The 15,559-nt window shown below is 44.6% G+C and carries 16 protein-coding genes; 8 read left to right on the top strand and 8 right to left on the bottom strand.

The annotated features are described in order from the left end of the window. The first annotated feature begins 53 nt into the window (after nucleotides 1-53). The 5 genes from F955_RS00835 to F955_RS00815 all read left to right on the top strand — a co-directional run bounded on the left by F955_RS00835 (nucleotide 54) and on the right by F955_RS00815 (nucleotide 4,224). Nucleotides 54-890, top strand: a complete 837-nt coding sequence (locus F955_RS00835) for a hypothetical protein (protein ID WP_004890050.1) — start codon at nucleotides 54-56, stop codon at nucleotides 888-890. Nucleotides 891-941: 51 nt separating this feature from the next. Beyond that, on the top strand, nucleotides 942-1,895 hold the full coding sequence (locus F955_RS00830) for an RsiV family protein (RefSeq protein ID WP_004890047.1): 954 nt from the start codon (nucleotides 942-944) through the stop codon (nucleotides 1,893-1,895). Next, on the top strand, nucleotides 1,892-2,713 hold the full coding sequence (locus F955_RS00825) for a TatD family hydrolase (protein WP_004890045.1): 822 nt from the start codon (nucleotides 1,892-1,894) through the stop codon (nucleotides 2,711-2,713). Before F955_RS00830 ends, F955_RS00825 begins: the two co-directional genes overlap by 4 nt. Nucleotides 2,714-2,842: 129 nt before the next feature. Continuing rightward, nucleotides 2,843-3,649 (top strand): enoyl-ACP reductase FabI, encoded by an 807-nt coding sequence (locus F955_RS00820; RefSeq protein ID WP_004890043.1) that lies wholly within the window; start codon nucleotides 2,843-2,845, stop codon nucleotides 3,647-3,649. 179 nt (nucleotides 3,650-3,828) lie between these two features. Further along, a complete protein-coding gene (locus tag F955_RS00815) occupies nucleotides 3,829-4,224 on the top strand; it encodes a cytochrome b562 (protein ID WP_004890041.1) in 396 nt (131 codons plus the stop codon). A gap of 60 nt (nucleotides 4,225-4,284) precedes the next feature. On the opposite strand, the gene secB is transcribed toward F955_RS00815, so the two are convergent. The 4 genes from secB to rsgA form a co-directional block, all read right to left on the bottom strand. Beyond that, entirely contained in the window at nucleotides 4,285-4,743 is a 459-nt protein-coding gene (gene secB, locus F955_RS00810; RefSeq protein ID WP_004813149.1) for a protein-export chaperone SecB, read from the bottom strand. Between the two features lie 38 nt (nucleotides 4,744-4,781). Next, nucleotides 4,782-5,036 carry a glutaredoxin 3 gene (gene grxC, locus F955_RS00805; protein WP_004813145.1) on the bottom strand — a complete coding sequence of 85 codons (255 nt, stop codon included), beginning with the start codon at nucleotides 5,034-5,036 and terminating at the stop codon, nucleotides 4,782-4,784. Nucleotides 5,037-5,056: 20 nt separating this feature from the next. Continuing rightward, a complete protein-coding gene (locus tag F955_RS00800; RefSeq protein WP_004813143.1) occupies nucleotides 5,057-5,464 on the bottom strand; it encodes a rhodanese-like domain-containing protein in 408 nt (135 codons plus the stop codon). A 93-nt stretch (nucleotides 5,465-5,557) separates the two neighbouring features. Further along, nucleotides 5,558-6,616 (bottom strand): small ribosomal subunit biogenesis GTPase RsgA, encoded by a 1,059-nt coding sequence (rsgA, locus tag F955_RS00795; protein ID WP_004890038.1) that lies wholly within the window; start codon nucleotides 6,614-6,616, stop codon nucleotides 5,558-5,560. Nucleotides 6,617-6,740: 124 nt separating this feature from the next. On the opposite strand from rsgA, the gene orn reads away from it, so the two are divergent. Continuing rightward, a complete protein-coding gene (gene orn / locus F955_RS00790; RefSeq protein WP_004813140.1) occupies nucleotides 6,741-7,295 on the top strand; it encodes an oligoribonuclease in 555 nt (184 codons plus the stop codon). 35 nt (nucleotides 7,296-7,330) lie between these two features. Here orn and F955_RS00785 read toward each other — a convergent pair whose 3' ends face one another. Then, the gene (locus F955_RS00785; RefSeq protein ID WP_004813139.1) at nucleotides 7,331-7,579 is read right to left on the bottom strand and encodes a hypothetical protein; all 249 of its coding nucleotides are present in this window, start codon (nucleotides 7,577-7,579) and stop codon (nucleotides 7,331-7,333) included. Between the two features lie 428 nt (nucleotides 7,580-8,007). On the opposite strand from F955_RS00785, the gene F955_RS00780 reads away from it, so the two are divergent. After that, nucleotides 8,008-8,778, top strand: a complete 771-nt coding sequence (locus F955_RS00780) for a tRNA threonylcarbamoyladenosine dehydratase (RefSeq protein WP_004890036.1) — start codon at nucleotides 8,008-8,010, stop codon at nucleotides 8,776-8,778. Nucleotides 8,779-8,877: 99 nt separating this feature from the next. Then, nucleotides 8,878-10,710 carry a tetratricopeptide repeat protein gene (locus F955_RS00775; RefSeq protein ID WP_004890034.1) on the top strand — a complete coding sequence of 611 codons (1,833 nt, stop codon included), beginning with the start codon at nucleotides 8,878-8,880 and terminating at the stop codon, nucleotides 10,708-10,710. Between the two features lie 39 nt (nucleotides 10,711-10,749). Here the strand turns inward: F955_RS00775 and F955_RS00770 are convergent, their stop codons facing one another. From F955_RS00770 to F955_RS00760, 3 genes are read right to left on the bottom strand one after another with little or no spacing between them, the layout of a single operon-like run. Continuing rightward, nucleotides 10,750-12,168 carry an efflux transporter outer membrane subunit gene (locus tag F955_RS00770; RefSeq protein WP_004890032.1) on the bottom strand — a complete coding sequence of 473 codons (1,419 nt, stop codon included), beginning with the start codon at nucleotides 12,166-12,168 and terminating at the stop codon, nucleotides 10,750-10,752. Nucleotides 12,169-12,178: 10 nt separating this feature from the next. Continuing rightward, the gene (locus tag F955_RS00765) at nucleotides 12,179-14,155 is read right to left on the bottom strand and encodes a MacB family efflux pump subunit (RefSeq protein WP_004813135.1); all 1,977 of its coding nucleotides are present in this window, start codon (nucleotides 14,153-14,155) and stop codon (nucleotides 12,179-12,181) included. A gap of 2 nt (nucleotides 14,156-14,157) precedes the next feature. Next, nucleotides 14,158-15,531, bottom strand: coding sequence for an efflux RND transporter periplasmic adaptor subunit (locus F955_RS00760; RefSeq protein WP_017401602.1), 1,374 nt, complete (start codon nucleotides 15,529-15,531; stop codon nucleotides 14,158-14,160). Nucleotides 15,532-15,559 lie beyond the last annotated feature (28 nt).

Below are 15,559 nucleotides of genomic sequence, written 5' to 3'. Positions count from 1 at the left end.
AGCTGTTTTATTTTGTGCTACATTCACTTATCTTTTCAAATTTGCTTGGGAATATGAAACTTAGCAATGCAGTCATGCTGAGTTCAGCAATCAGTTTAGGATTATTGCTGGGCGCCTGCGATCAAAAAAAATCAGAACCAGAAACAAAAACTCAGGATGCGGTAGTCGAAATTGAGCAAGTAGAAAAGGCAGATGTATTGCCTTATCTAAATATTCAGGAACAGCCGGCCAAGATTGCACTCCCATTTTGTGAAACCAAAAACTGTATCGAACTGGATATTCAGACCCTAGATACGGTAGATCCATGGCTGAACCAGTGGATGGAACGTAAACAGGCACTGGTGATTCAGGATCAGATTCGGGATAAAGATCAGCAGCAGGACATGAGCTTACAGCAGGCCGTCAATGCCTATGTAAAAAAGTCAGATGCTTGGCAGGAACAGATTAAAATCAATAAAGCCTATCAACTCTCCATGTATACCCGCATCCCTTATCAGCATAATCAGTATGTGTTAATGCAGATTGGGGTGGATACAGAGCAGGAAAATGTTACGGTGAAGGAACGCTATTATTTTTATGTGGCAGACCGCCGCAGTCAAAAAAATCTGACTGCCTTAGATATTATTGATCCACAAAGACGGGTCACGATGGACAAGATCGTGCAAGATGCTTATGCAAAATGGCTAAAAGAAAATAGTAAAGAAGTCCGACAAACTGCCCCGAAAAAACTGTATTGGGGGCAAGCTGACTGGTTCTTTGATCAGGAGGGGATTGGGCTGCATTATCGTGGTGGAGAAATTGTCAAGGATGCTAAACAACTTGATATTTATCTTAGTCAAGAACAAACACAACAGCTCTTGAAAGCTGAAGTGTATCAGCATATGTTTTAGGATTGATGCCCGAGAACGGGTGGAATGTGATGTAACACAAAAGGGTATTGAATGCCAAAATATAACAAGATATTCGGCCTGTCTGTACTGGCGACAGCGATTCTGTTGACTGCCTGTCAACCTCGAGAAAAGGAAGCCAAAGAGGTTAATCCACCGGAAGTCACTCAGGCAGAGCCTGAAATCGTCCAGCTCAAGGGTGAAACCGAAAAGCTTAACCTGGATCTCCCGGAATGTGATGGTAAAAGCTGTCCTGAAATCACCATTGAACGTCTGAACAGTAATCAGCGTTTTATTGATGAATTTATTGATCAACAGATTTTAGCCCGACTGAAGGGTATGCTTGATGTTGATGCGATTACGTCAGCGAAAGTACAAGCTGCCAGTGAGCCAACACCTGTTCAATCCGCAGCTTCAGAGGCAGCTGTAACTCAACCCCAGCTCAGTGCACGTCAGCAGCTGGAAAAGCAGACTATTCCTTATATGCAGACTTTCCTGAATCTGGACAAGGAGCTGAAAGCACTCAGTGCCAATCACAGTATTAGCCTGATGATCAAGCCGAAGATCCTGAATCCTGGAAATCCGCTGGCAACAGTAGTATTAAATAGCACACATTATCTGGGTGGGGCACATGGTTCTACTGCACAGAACTATTATAACTTTGACCTGGACAGTAAAAAGCTGGTCAAGCTGGATGATATTGTCCTGCCAAAACAAAAGACTCAGCTGGAAGCCAAAGCGCATGAAGCCTTTAAAACCTGGGTAATTGATTCAGAGCTGGCAACTGATGTTGCAGAATACGAGCAGGCCTGGAAATTCAAGTTAACGGATAATTTCTTCCTCACCAAACAAGGTCTGGCACTGCAATATGCAGAATATGAAATTGGACCTTATGTGGTCGGCTTGCCGCGTTTAAATATTCCTTATAGTGATTTACAGGGAATCTTAAAACCAGAGTATCTGCCGAAAACTGAACAGGCTGCTTCAGAAGCCCAAGTTGCAAAATGAGCCTGAAACTGTTTGATACGCATACCCACTTCGATATTCCTGATTTTGATCATGACCGGGAACAGTTAGCTTATGCTGCTAAAAAGGCAGGCGTGGAAGGGCTAATCCTGATCGGTTTTTTACAGCAGCGTTTTCAGGACCTGATTCAAACCCAGCATTTTTTAAATGATCTTGCCGATGCGCCAAGGAGCTATTTAGCCCCCGGCTTACATCCTTTTTATATCGAGCAACATCAGCAGGATCATTTGCAGGATTTAGAGCAGATCCTGCAAACTGAAGACTGTATTGCCATTGGTGAAATCGGTCTGGATACGTTTCTGAAACAGCATAAGCAAGCAGAAATTTTCCAGAAGCAGAAAGACTTTTTTGCTGCTCAGATTGAACTGGCACAGCAATATGACAAACCGATTTTACTGCATATCCGTAAATCCCATGCGGAAGTACTCAAAATACTGAAAGAGCATCAATTTCAACAGGGCGGTATTGCGCATGCCTTTGGTGGGGGAATTGAAGAAGCCAAGGCTTTTGTCAAACTGGGTTTCAAGATTGGGGTGACAGGACAAATTACCAATTCCAATGCCAGAAAACTGCATCAGGTGGTACAGCAGATGGGCCCGGAACATCTGGTCCTTGAAACCGATTGTCCAGACATGACGCCCTTATGTTGTCAGCATTCTACTGAACAGCGTACCCGCAATACGCCTGCAAATCTGCCCTATGTGCTGCAAGGACTGGCTAAAAGTTTGCATATGGATCAAGAGGAACTGGCAGAACAGCTCTGGAAAAATACCCATCAGGCTTTGCATCTGGATATCTAATATAAAATCCTTGCATCAGTCGAAAACTGTATTTCAATGTATGATCCAATGAAAAAAGGCGCATTATGCAATTTCTAAAATACTTTAGACTTGGCATCATGCATATAAATTATTTTGAGTGAGATTCACATGGCACAAGGACTATTGGCGGGTAAGCGCTTCCTGATCGCAGGTATTGCAAGTAAGTTATCAATTGCTTTTGGTATTGCTCAGGCATTACACCGTGAAGGTGCAGAACTTGCTTTTACCTATCCAAATGAAAAGCTGAAAAAACGTGTAGATGATTTTGCTGCACAATTCGGTTCTGAATTGGTATTTCCTTGTGATGTGGCGGTAGATGCAGAAATTGACCATGCATTTGCAGAACTGGCAAAACACTGGGATGGTCTGGATGGAGTCGTGCATTCAATCGGTTTTGCACCTGCACATACCTTAGACGGTGACTTTACTGATGTGACGGATCGTGAAGGTTTCAAGATTGCACATGACATCAGTGCTTATAGCTTTATCGCGATGGCACGTGCTGCAAAGCCACTTTTAGCTGCACGCCAAGGTTGTCTACTCACTCTGACTTATCAAGGTTCTGAGCGCGTGATGCCGAACTACAACGTGATGGGTCTGGCGAAAGCATCTCTAGAAGCGGGTGTACGTTACCTGGCATCTAGCTTGGGCGCAGACGGTATCCGCGTTAATGCCATCTCAGCTGGTCCAATCCGTACCCTTGCAGCGTCTGGCATTAAATCTTTCCGTAAAATGCTGGATTTGAATGAAAAAGTGGCTCCGCTTAAACGTAATGTCACTATTGAAGATGTTGGTAATGCTGCATTATTCCTGTGCTCACCATGGGCGAATGGCATTACTGGCGAAATCATGTATGTTGATGCCGGTTATAATACGGTTGGCATGAGCGCAGAGCTGATGCTGGATGCAGAATAAGATTTTTAATACTTATTTCAAGCAAAGAAAACCCCTCAATTGAGGGGTTTTTATTTTTTATGCTAATGGACAATGATGTAAATCTGATGACATCAAGTCTAAAAAATAGGATGAAGATAATTTATCTTTTAATACTTTGCCATTAAGATGCTTAAAACAAAAAAACCAGGAAAATAAACATGTTTAAATCACTGTGGATTAGCATCATTTTCATCATAGGCTTAGGTCTGGGAACTTCGGCTATGGCAGTAGAAGAGCACCAGCATTACAGCATGCGTGACCTGGATAAAAATTTGAAAAAATTTAAAGCTGCAGAGGATTCTAAAGAGGCACAAGCAGCATTACAGATCATGCAGCAAACTGTAAAAAGCTACCAAAAACATTTACCATCCAAGCTGCAAAAACTGAAAGCCGAAGATGCACATGTAGTGGCCTATCAGGGATTGCTAAAGGATTTACTAATAGAGATTAAAAAGGCAGAACAGCTGCTTGCTGCTAAGCAGTTGCAGGAAGCCCAAAATTTGTCCGTGAAAATGGATGAGATTAAAAAGCAGGGGCATCAAGCCTTTAAATAACTTATAAACAGACCATAAAAAAGACCGCAATTGCGGTCTTTTTGATTCAGGATCAAACGATTAAGCTTGACCTTCAACAGCAGTAGCTTGCGCACGTTGCATGTTGGCTTCGAATTCAGCATCAAAGTTGATTGGTGTAAGCAGTAGCTGTGGGAAGCTACCTTTAGTGACCAGATCATTCACTGCTTCACGAAGGAATGGGAACAGGATGTTCGGGCAGTACGCACCAAGAATATAAGGCAGACGCTCTTCTTCAACGCTATCAATCAGGAAGATACCTGCTTGAGTGACATCAACGATAAATGCTGTATCACCTTCGTTGTTTGCCTGTACTACCACTTTTAAAGCGACTTCAAAGTGAGTTGGATCAATCTTTTCTGCAGAAGAAGACAGGTTGATGTTCAGCTCAGGTTGCCATTGCTTGGTAAAAACTTGTGCCCCAGGTACTTCAAAAGAAATGTCTTTGGTATAAATACGCTCTAATGCCAATTGTGGTTGAGCTTGTTGTTCTTCACTCATTCTTTAATCCTTAATATGAGGTGATAATTAAAGGGCAATTAAGCCAGTAATTCGTCGAGTTTGCCTTCACGCTCTAAAGCATAAAGCTGGTCAAAACCGCCGATGAATTGTTCATTAATAAAAATCTGTGGCACGGTACGGTGATTGGTGCGTTGCATCAAATCAAGACGAACCTGCGGATCTTCTTTAGACAGATTGATTTCTTTATATTCTACGCCCTTACGCTCAAGGAGCTGTTTTGCACGGACACAGTATGGACACACAGTCGTTGAATAGATAATGACTTCAGCCATGAATGAATCTCCTGATCGTATTATTTACTTTTCACCAGAGGTAAGCCTTGGGCTTTCCAGTTGCTGATGCCGCCATCAAGACGGTAAGCATCTGCATGACCGACCTGTTGTAGCGCAGTACCTGCAACTTGCCCAAGATTACAAATGAACACCAATGGGCGATCTGCTGTTTTTAACTCTTCGACATGTTTGGTAATTTGGCTGTATGGAATATTACGGCTACCGCTGATATGACCTTCACGGAAATCTTTGGCATCACGCAGGTCGATCAGCATAGCATTTTTTGCCTTAACCAAAATTCCCAGCGATTGCGGAGAAATTTTGCGACCGTTACGTTGACCTTCGATAATGAAGAACAAAACCACCAATGCTGCAAGTGCACCAAACAAAAAGGGGTGATTCCCCATAAACTCGAACCAACGTTCCACAATTCACCTAATTACAATTTCAAAATTGCCAAGAGTATAGCTCATAAATATGGTGATCAAAATCACCGCTTCAAGGGCTAAAGCTTAAGAATATCAATTTTTTTGTTGAGCTTCCGTGATTTCATCAATTAATCGCAGATAGCTGTCCAAACGACGCGGCAAAATTTCACCTGAATCTGCTGCCTGACGTAAAGCACATTGCTTTTCATGTTTATGCGTGCAGTTACGGAACTGACAGTGCCCTAGCAGATTTTCAATCTCTGGAAAACCGGTTTGTACCTTGTCTAAAGTCAAATGCCACAGGCCAAATTCACGAATCCCCGGAGAGTCAATCAGCGCTGCGCCATCACCAAAGGAAATCAGGCGTGTTGAAGTTGTTGTATGCTGACCCAATGCCGAGTTTTCAGAAATAACATTCGTTTTTTGAGCTGCATCCGGCACGATGGCATTGATCAGGGTGCTTTTGCCTACACCTGATTGCCCCACAAATGCGACTGTTTCATCATTGAGACGCGCAGAAAGTTCAGTCAGATCTCCCTCAGACTGGGTCTGCATGACTTCATAACCCAGATTTTCATATTCTTTGAGCAGTTCCAGAATTGGATCATTTTCCTTGAGCAAGTCTGATTTATTCAGGACTAGTAGTGCGGGAATCTCTGCATCGGCACAAGCCACCAGATAACGATCAATCAGGCCTGGCGCTGGCTCAGGCAATGGTGCAAATACAATCACAATCAGGGAAATATTGGCTGCGACCGGTTTAACCTTGTGATAACGGTCAGGTCGGGTCAGCAGTGATTTACGCGGATGAATCGCAGTGATAATTCCCAAGCCAGTATTTGGATCAGCCTGCCATTTGACCCGGTCACCTGTGACCAGCAATTCAAGGTTAGTACGGGTATGACAGCGCCACACGCTGCCCATTTCAATTTCTTTCCAGAAGGGTTCAGGTTCACCTTCAGCCACCACCGGTTTTTCAGGATGCAGTTCAGGAACCGAAAGCGCCTGGACTTCTAGCTGTCGACCATAATGCTGCACGACCAGTCCTTCCAGGTCTTGGGAGGTATCCGCCTCTTCCTGACGCGTTTTGTGCTGTTTTTGAATACGACGTTGTTGTTGTTCAGTTAAACGACGTTTACGTATTAAAGCCATTCAAATCCTAAAAAACCATGGGAGCGAGATGGCAAAAATAGCATGAAGCAGGGTGTCAGTTACAGCATCGACGTAATAAATTTGCTACTATAAATGTTTTATAGCCTAATAAGATTGCACATTTATGAGCAGCACCCCGGATAGCCGCCTGATTTGGATCGACCTGGAAATGACAGGTCTGGATACAGACAATGACCAGATTATTGAAGTTGCAACGATTGTAACCGATGACAATTTAAATATTCTTGCCGAAGGTCCTGTCCTTGCAGTTCATCAGTCGGATCGTGTGCTCAATGCCATGGATGAATGGAATACCCGTCAACATGGACAATCGGGTCTGGTGGAGCGTGTGCGTCGCAGCAAACTTACTGCACAAGATGCTGAACAACAAACCATTGAATTCTTGAAAAAATGGGTCAATCCAAAAGTATCACCCATGTGTGGTAATTCGATCTGTCAGGATCGTCGCTTCTTGCACCGTCTGATGCCAGAACTGGAGCAATATTTCCATTACCGTAACCTGGATGTGTCTTCAGTGAAAGAGTTGGCAAAACGCTGGCGTCCGGAAATCATGAGTGGTCTTAAGAAAAATGCTTCACATCTGGCGATGGATGATATTCGTGATTCAATTGCTGAACTGAAATACTATCGTGAATATTTTTTCATTATGAACAAGTAATCCGGACATTGAAAAAGAGGCGTAAAGCCTCTTTTTTATTTACTTGAAGAGAGTCTTTTATTATAAAAATTGTCGCTGCTTTCAAACAGTACCCAGGTGAGCAGGACCAAAGCAAGATGGATCTGGGTTTCATGTTGATCAAAGACAATTAAAGCAAATAATCCCAAAGTCAGTAAGCGAATCATGATACTGATATAATAATTTTTCTGCTTTTTGAAAACTAAGCCATAAAGATAAAGCAGGAACAGAACAACCATGAGTGCATAAAGAGCGTTAAATAGCATACTGACCTGACTCCCTATAAGCTGAGAAGGATTAAAATATTCTGGTTATTAGGCTTCTTTCATAAATCATTTTTTAATCATTAAAATGAAATTCTCCTCTTTGTAGGAGATGAATAGCACTACTGCGCAAGGAAAAGGTTATATCTAAGAAATCTCCCTTCTCCTCTTGCGAAGTAATACTTCTCATTCTAGAGGGAGAAGAAACTTTCAATATCTATTTAAATATGAATATAACGATCATTTTTTGATTTTTGAAAAAGATCTATTGTGATGATTTTAATGGCGAATAGAATTTGATCGATTTTAAGCTTTTTATGGATGGTTAAAGAATAGTTTTTTGACTGATTTTGTGTCTGAATTTTAGTGGCAGTCAACCGGCTGCGAATTTGCTAAAATGCCCCCGATGTTTTTCTTGCTATTGATGACCTATGACTGATCTGCTTCAAGATGATGAATATGACCGCCGCTTTGCCGGTGTAGCCAAAATTTATGGCGATGACAGCTTTAATCATTATGAAAACAGTCATGTGATGGTGATTGGAATTGGCGGTGTCGGTTCATGGGCAGTTGAAGCACTGGCACGTAGCGGAATCGGTGAACTGACTCTTGTTGATATGGATGTAGTGGCTGCATCGAATATCAATCGCCAGTTACCCGCGATGACGACCACCTTAGGCCGTGAAAAGATTGAAATCATGGCAGAACGCTGCCGTGCGATTAACCCACGTATTAAAGTAAACTTGATTGATGACTATCTCACGCCTGAAAATGTCAAAGAAATCCTAGCGGGAAAACCTGACATTATTCTGGACTGTATTGATGATGTAAAAGCTAAATTTGCTTTGATGCTGCATTGCCGTTTCAACAAGATTCCTCTGATTGTCTCGGGTGGAGCAGGCGGTAAACTGGACCCATTAAAAATCCGGGTGGCTGATTTATCCAAAACTGAACAGGACCCGATGCTGGCAAAATTACGTGCGCAATTACGTGCTAAAGGCATCTGTAAAAAACCAAAAGAGAAATTCGGCATTACCTGTGTTTATTCAATCGATAATCCATTCTCCAATGCCGACGTCTGTCCAAGCGCGGGTTTACGCTGTGGTGGCTATGGTTCGGCGGTAGTGGTGACTTCCAGTTTTGCCATGGTTGCAGTATCAGAAGTGTTGAAAAAGTTGGATATGAAGCGAGCAAAAGCCTGATATACAAAATAAAAAAGTACAGTTACTGTGCTTTTTTTGTGCCTGCGTTTAGAATGAAAACTATATTCATATAACAAAAAACAATATCAGGGAGCAGCTATGTGGTTCTTACTGGTGCTGATTTTGGGAATCGTGGCGTTAGGGATCTGGATGTGGAAGCGTCCTGACCCGGTAACACGAGATCAAGCCAGGGCAGTGCAACATGACCTATGGATTGAACAGATTGAGGCTCAGCTCAAGCACGCGGCTCGTCTCAGTACTGAAGGACAGCAGTCGAATTATGAGCGTGCCTATCAGATCTATCAGGATCTGGCTCAGCAGCAGGAAATCCCTCAGGCCTATGTTGGTATGGGGCTGATGGAACTCAAAGGTTTGGGGCGTCCGCCAAGTACCGAAAATGCGATTAATCTGTTTGAAAATGCATTCCGTCTTGGCAGTGATGAAGCTGCTTACCATTTGGGTCAGGTCTTTGAAGATGATCACTATCAGCATCGAGATCGCGAAAAAGCACTGTATTGGTATCGTCATGCCGTGGCACGAGGTAATCTGGAAGCCCAATATCGAATCACCGAATTGTCCGAACCCACTCAGGATGCGGCAGAACAGCATCGTCTACAACTGCTGATTCAGAATGCAGATCAGGGACACTCTGGTTCACAGTACCAGTTGGCACAATATTATTTGGCAGAGGGTACTACCCAAGATTTAAGCTTGGGAATCCATTATCTGTTTCTGGCCGCGCAGCAAGATCATCTCGAAGCAACCCAACAGATTGCACAACTGTATGCAAGCGGTGAGCTATTACCACAGGATCGGTCAAAAGCCTTACGCTTCATTAAACAAAGCGTTAATTTGGGCGATCAGAATGGTTTGTATGAATATTATGCTGGTGTATTACTAGGTACGATTGATGCTGATCAGCGACAGCGGATCTTGCAGCATTTGCAACAGCTGTCTTATGAGCATAAAGATGTTCAAGCCAAAACTTTACTTGGTCTAGCCTATTTTCATGGCTGGTTTGTCGATAAGAATGAAACCATGGCTTTTCGCTATTGGAGTGAGGCTGCGAATACTCAGTTTCCTCAAGCATTGTGCATGATTGCAGCGTTATATTATGAGTCTTATCTGGTCGCAAATGAGCCTGAAAAAGCGTTTAGCCTGTATCAGGCTGCTGCCAAGATTGATCCAGATTATTTCTATAGCCAGATGGGTCTCGCACTGTGCTATCTACATGGCATCGGTACAGTTAAAGATACCGCTAAAGCTACGCAAATTATTCAGCAGATCGCGCAGCAGCACTGGAATATTAATACACAATCTGAAGCTGATCTAATTTATATCGTTGGACGTTTCTATAGCCTGCCCGAGTATCCATTGCCTAACCGTGACAAGGCCATTCAATATCTGAATCAGGCCGTAAGCAAAGGTTCGGCTGATGCCGCCTGGTATTTGTATCAGGCACTGTCAGGTCAATATCCGGTATTTACTATTGACGAAGATCAAGCCAAACGCTATTTGCATCAAGCGGCCCAGTTCGGTCATGCACACGCACAAGCACAGCTCGGTATGAATTATCTTAAAGGTGAAGGCATAGAGCAGGAGATTGCTTTAGGTCTGAATTATTTAAAGCAGGCAGCTGCCCAGCAGAATGCCATGGCCTTGAATGCACTCGGGGAAGTGATGGAACACGGTATTGGTGTTGAAGCTAATATAGATCAAGCGATCCAGTTCTATCATAAAGCTGCTGCACAGGTAAATGCTGACGCTTATGGTCATCTGGGACGTGTATACACCAAGGGTATTGGCGTAGATCGTGATGTAACGCTTGCCCGAGCATGGCTAGAGAAGGGAAGCTTGCTAGGACATGCGGCTTCGCAGGAGCAGCTCAATAATTTAAATGCCTATCTGCAAATGAAAAACAGACTGGCATAAAAAACCGCTGCCTCGGCAGCGGTTTTTTATTTGAAGATATTATGGTAATTGCTTGATTGGACTACCACCCAGCGCCTGCAGCAAAGTGACATAAGCGTTGTATTGATTTTGACGCGTTTGTACCAGACTGAGGCGCGCATTACGTGTGGTTTCCTGCGCATCAAGTAAGTTCTTCAAGGCAACTGCACCATTACGATAACGCACTTCAGTCAAACGTTCTGTTTTCTCTGCCAGCTCGACATTGCGACGCTGTAGCTCGACCTGTTTCGTCAGCTCAGTACGATTTGACAGGGCATTTTCTACATCGGCAAAAGCTTCATAAATGGTTTGGCGATATTGCAGAATTGCTTTTTCATATTCCAGTTCATTCACTTGTAGATCACGCTTCATGTCATTCCATTGCAGGAAGGGCAAGGTGAGACCTGCACCCAATGTTGCAACCGGATTTTTTAGCGCATCTGACAAAGACGTGCTGGTACCAATACCCGTACTTAAGCTACCGGTCAGACTAATTGATGGATAATAGCTGGCCTTGTTAGCATCTTTATTGGCGAGCGCTTTACGTAAACGCAATTCAGCAGCATTTAAGTCTGGACGACGTGACAGCAGACTTGCAGGCAAACCCGCTGCAATCGCAGGCAAGGCAATATTCGGCAGGCGTTGTGGTTCCTGAATAGAAAGCTGCTGCACCGGCATATTCATAAGGACTGCAAGTGCGGTACGTGTTTCAACGCGTTGTTGCTCGATCTGACTTAAAGTAGCTTGCTGGCTCTGGATTGCCTGTTCAGCCTGGGTCAGATCTAGTCCGGAAACTGCACCAGCACGATACTGTACCCGTACCAGGTCATAAGTCTTCTGGGCCGTTGCCAGGTTCTGCTGTACGACACTATAGCGCTCATTTAAATAAGCCAATTGCCAGTAAAGCTGTGCAGTCGTTCCAATCAGGCTTTGCGCCGTTGCCTGCAAGTCTTGTTCAGTAGCACGAGCTTCCCAACGGGCTGCTTCAGTCTGATTGGCAAGCTTGCCAAATAGATCCAGCTCATAACTAAGACCAGGATAACCTAGTGAAATCCCAGTAGAACGGTCGCCGTCACCATCCAGACTAAACTGACGACCAGTTGAAACACGTGCATCACCAATGCGTATACCTTGCTGGCTTTGTGTTTGTCTGGCCTGAATACGTGCCTGTTGCAGATTAATCCCGGCTACTGCAAGGTTGCTATTGCGTGATAATACATCCTCGACAAGCGTATTTAGCTGTGGGTCTCTAAATAAGGTCCACCACTGATCAGCCAGGACGTCATCATAAATCTGCTTACTTAGCGCAGTATTATTCTGAAAACTGCCAGGCACAGCTATACTTGGCTGTTCATAGGGTGTTTTTACCACAGCTGCGCATCCCACCAGTGAACTCCCGAGGAGCAGGGCACTGGCAAGTTTGGTTAAATTCATTTGCATATCAGATTCCTTATTCTCGAGAGAGGGCATCGACAGGATTCAGTCGTGCTGCATTACGCGCCGGGATAAAGCCGAACACAATACCGATCAGGCTAGAGCAGACAAAGGCTGCCACAATTGAAGTGGTCGAATATGCCATCTGGAAAGTACCTCCAGCAAAATGGGTAATGAGTTGACCAATACCGAGGGATAGCAACACACCCAAAATACCGCCTAGGATACACACCAGTACCGCTTCAATCAGGAACTGTTGCAGGATGTCACTTTGACGGGCGCCGACCGCCATACGTACCCCAATCTCCTGGGTACGTTCTGTTACTGACACCAGCATGATGTTCATCACGCCAATACCACCTACGACCAGAGAAATGACTGCAATTGCAGAAATCAGCAAGGTCATAGTCTGGGTTGTCTGCTGAATGGTTTCACGAATACTGTCCGCATTCTGGGTGAATACATCCTGCGCACCGTGGCGCTGTACCAGTAAGTTCAGGATCGCATTTTCAGCCGCGGCACTTGGGTACTCATCTTTAATACGTACAATGATCTGACGCACATTTGACTGTCCCAGCATACGGCTCATGACAGTTGAATAAGGCAGGTATACATTCAGCGTATCATTGTTGCCCATCATGCCTTTTTGCGCATCAATGACTCCAATCACTCGGGTTGGTACACTACCCAGCAAAATCACCTGTCCAACCGGATTGGTACCATCTTTGAAGAAAGTGTTTTGGGTATTGGTATCAATGACCACATCTTGAGCCTGTTCAGTCACACTTTCCTTATCAAAAGGCTGACCGGACTTAAAAGTCATGCCTCTGACATAGAAGAAGTCTTCACTGACGCCGTTGACGGTGGTTGAAGCTTCAATCTCTTTATACCGTCCAGTGACACTGCTGTTGACCGATGGACTGACACCATCAACATACGGCTGTTCTGCCAGAGCATCTGCATCCGCAGGAATCAGGGTTTTGGCTTGCGAGGACCGTGAATTATCCCCGAAGCCGCGGCCCTGGAATACAGTAATGGTGTTGGTCCCGAGACTGCTAATATTTTCCAGAATCTGTTTTTGCGAGCCGTTACCCAGCGCAACCACGGAAACCACGGAGGCAATCCCGATAATAATCCCAAGCATGGTCAGAAAGGTTCGCATGCGGTGGGCATTCATGGCGAGTAGCGCCATACGGAATGCTTCACCAAGACGATCTACCGCTGAACGCCAGCTGGAGATTTTCTTCTGTTCACTGCGTTCTAGCGTTTGCTTTGTAAAACCATCATCGACTTCAGGTACATTCTGCTGATCAGAAATAATATTACCGTCTGAAATCTCAATAATACGGGTCGCATTCTTGGCCACATTATGATCATGTGTAACCAGAATAATGGTATGACCTTTGGCATTCAGCTCGCGCAAAATGCGCATTACCTCAATACCGCTATTCTTGTCCAATGCCCCTGTTGGTTCATCGGCAAGAATAACGTCACCACCATTCATTAAGGCCCGAGCAATTGAAACACGCTGCTGCTGACCACCAGACAGCTGACTTGGGCGGTTTTCGGTTTTTTCACCTAGCCCCAAATCTGTCAGCAATTTGACAGCACGCTCATGGCGTTCAGTTGAGTCCGCACCCGCGTAAATGGCAGGCACTTCAACGTTGCCTGCAGCATTCAAGTCACCAAGAAGATGATAACGCTGGAAAATAAAGCCGAAGTATTCACGGCGTAACTGGGCCAGCTCGTCCGCTTCCAGCTCACGGGTTTCACGCCCTTTGACTTTATAGCTGCCAGCAGTGGGCTTATCCAGACAACCCAAAATGTTCATTAAGGTTGATTTACCTGAACCGGACTGACCAACAATGGCAACCAGTTCACCCGGATAGATTTCGAGGTTAACACCCTTGAGAATTTGAACCGTACTTTCACCCGCAGGGAATTCACGAATCAGATTCTTGACCTCTAACAGAGGCTGTTGTTGTTGATTCATGTTTACATTCTCATTGGGCCGGCGCCACTACGACCACCACCGCTTCGTTTAGCACCGTCATTTGAAGTGTCTGAACCATCGGCAATGATCACCTGATCACCACGTTTCAAACCTTTAATCACTTGCGCTGTCACACGGTTATTCAGACCGATCAGCACTGGTGTCGGTTTAGCAGTGCCGTCCGCTTGTAATACGCGAACCATGGCACGTTGAGCTTTGCCTTGTTCAATCAGAGCACGTTCTACATCAGAAAGTTCCAGACGGGCAGGGCGTTCACCTTTTGCATTGTCAGCACGGCTTTCATCACGAGCAGCAGACTCTTCGCTGCGTGGACGACCCTCGCCACGTGTTTCTTGAGTGCCTTCACCACGATTTGGACGTTGTGGACGGTTAGAGGTTTGAATCGCAGCGGCTGGAATGGTCAATACATTTCGTGCTTCATCTAGCACAATATAGACTTGCGCCGTCATATCAATACGCAGTTTGCCATCTTCATTCGGTACATCGAATAAGGCGTTATAATACACTGCAGAACTAGAAGATGAACTTGAAGTATTGGTATCGGTATTAATTGAATTTGGTGCTGGTTCTACCTGACGTAGTTTCGCGTAGATTTTCTTTTCACTGTTGCCTAGGGTGGTGAAATAAACCGTTTGACCTTCTTCAACTTTCATGACATCTGCTTCAGAAATCTCGGCTTTGATGGTCATGGTGTCAAGTTTTGCCAGCTTCACAATGGTCGGTGCACTCTGGTTTGCGTTTACGGTCTGGCCTTCTTCAGTCACAATCGCCACAATGGTACCATCCATCGGTGCCACGATTTGGGTATAACCCAGATCTTCTTTTGCAGTGGCCAAAGTTAAACGTGACTGTTCAATCTGAGCATTAATTGCAGTAATGTCCGCTTGTGCTGTCCTATAACTTGCCAAGGCTGATTCCAGCTCTGAACGGGAAGTCGCATCCTGTGCATACATGGCTTTCTGACGGTTATATTCTGCTTCAACTTTGGCCAGATTTGCTTGTCGTACAGCAAGTTGTGCCATCTGGTTTTTAATACTGGCTTCAGCAGTTTTTAAATCATTTTCCTGACGTACAGAATCAATTTGAGCAATCAACTGACCCTGTTTAACCTGATCGCCCAGTTGCACATACATTCTTTTCACCTGACCAGAAACCTGCGCACCGACGCTGACCATTTTGGTGGCTTCCAGTACACCTGTTGCCAGTACCGAGTTTTCAATATCTCCCTGAGTCACCTCAGCAGTAATGTATTGTGTTGGCTGTTCTTCAGGTTTGAGGAAATACCACCCGGTGGCTATAAGTGCAATGGCAATGACTACTGCCATGATCAGTTTGGACGGTTTTATTTTTGGCATAGTGAACAGATTTAAGTCAGAGATATGT

Source organism: Acinetobacter schindleri CIP 107287 (assembly GCF_000368625.1).
Taxonomy (GTDB): domain Bacteria; phylum Pseudomonadota; class Gammaproteobacteria; order Pseudomonadales; family Moraxellaceae; genus Acinetobacter; species Acinetobacter schindleri.
This window is presented reverse-complemented; position numbering and strand designations above follow the sequence as displayed.

What these genes read in the sequence shown, in the direction of transcription:
- F955_RS00815 (WP_004890041.1), top strand. Translation starts at nt 3,829, where the DNA reads ATGTTTAAATCACTGTGGATTAGCATCATTTTCATCATAGGCTTAGGT.
- grxC (WP_004813145.1), bottom strand. Translation starts at nt 5,036, where the DNA reads ATGGCTGAAGTCATTATCTATTCAACGACTGTGTGTCCATACTGTGTC.
- F955_RS00775 (WP_004890034.1), top strand. Translation starts at nt 8,878, where the DNA reads ATGTGGTTCTTACTGGTGCTGATTTTGGGAATCGTGGCGTTAGGGATC.
- F955_RS00820 (WP_004890043.1), top strand. Translation starts at nt 2,843, where the DNA reads ATGGCACAAGGACTATTGGCGGGTAAGCGCTTCCTGATCGCAGGTATT.
- rsgA (WP_004890038.1), bottom strand. Translation starts at nt 6,616, where the DNA reads ATGGCTTTAATACGTAAACGTCGTTTAACTGAACAACAACAACGTCGT.
- F955_RS00760 (WP_017401602.1), bottom strand. Translation starts at nt 15,531, where the DNA reads ATGCCAAAAATAAAACCGTCCAAACTGATCATGGCAGTAGTCATTGCC.
- F955_RS00765 (WP_004813135.1), bottom strand. Translation starts at nt 14,155, where the DNA reads ATGAATCAACAACAACAGCCTCTGTTAGAGGTCAAGAATCTGATTCGT.
- F955_RS00830 (WP_004890047.1), top strand. Translation starts at nt 942, where the DNA reads ATGCCAAAATATAACAAGATATTCGGCCTGTCTGTACTGGCGACAGCG.
- F955_RS00785 (WP_004813139.1), bottom strand. Translation starts at nt 7,579, where the DNA reads ATGCTATTTAACGCTCTTTATGCACTCATGGTTGTTCTGTTCCTGCTT.
- secB (WP_004813149.1), bottom strand. Translation starts at nt 4,743, where the DNA reads ATGAGTGAAGAACAACAAGCTCAACCACAATTGGCATTAGAGCGTATT.
- F955_RS00780 (WP_004890036.1), top strand. Translation starts at nt 8,008, where the DNA reads ATGACTGATCTGCTTCAAGATGATGAATATGACCGCCGCTTTGCCGGT.
- F955_RS00770 (WP_004890032.1), bottom strand. Translation starts at nt 12,168, where the DNA reads ATGCAAATGAATTTAACCAAACTTGCCAGTGCCCTGCTCCTCGGGAGT.
- orn (WP_004813140.1), top strand. Translation starts at nt 6,741, where the DNA reads ATGAGCAGCACCCCGGATAGCCGCCTGATTTGGATCGACCTGGAAATG.
- F955_RS00825 (WP_004890045.1), top strand. Translation starts at nt 1,892, where the DNA reads ATGAGCCTGAAACTGTTTGATACGCATACCCACTTCGATATTCCTGAT.
- F955_RS00835 (WP_004890050.1), top strand. Translation starts at nt 54, where the DNA reads ATGAAACTTAGCAATGCAGTCATGCTGAGTTCAGCAATCAGTTTAGGA.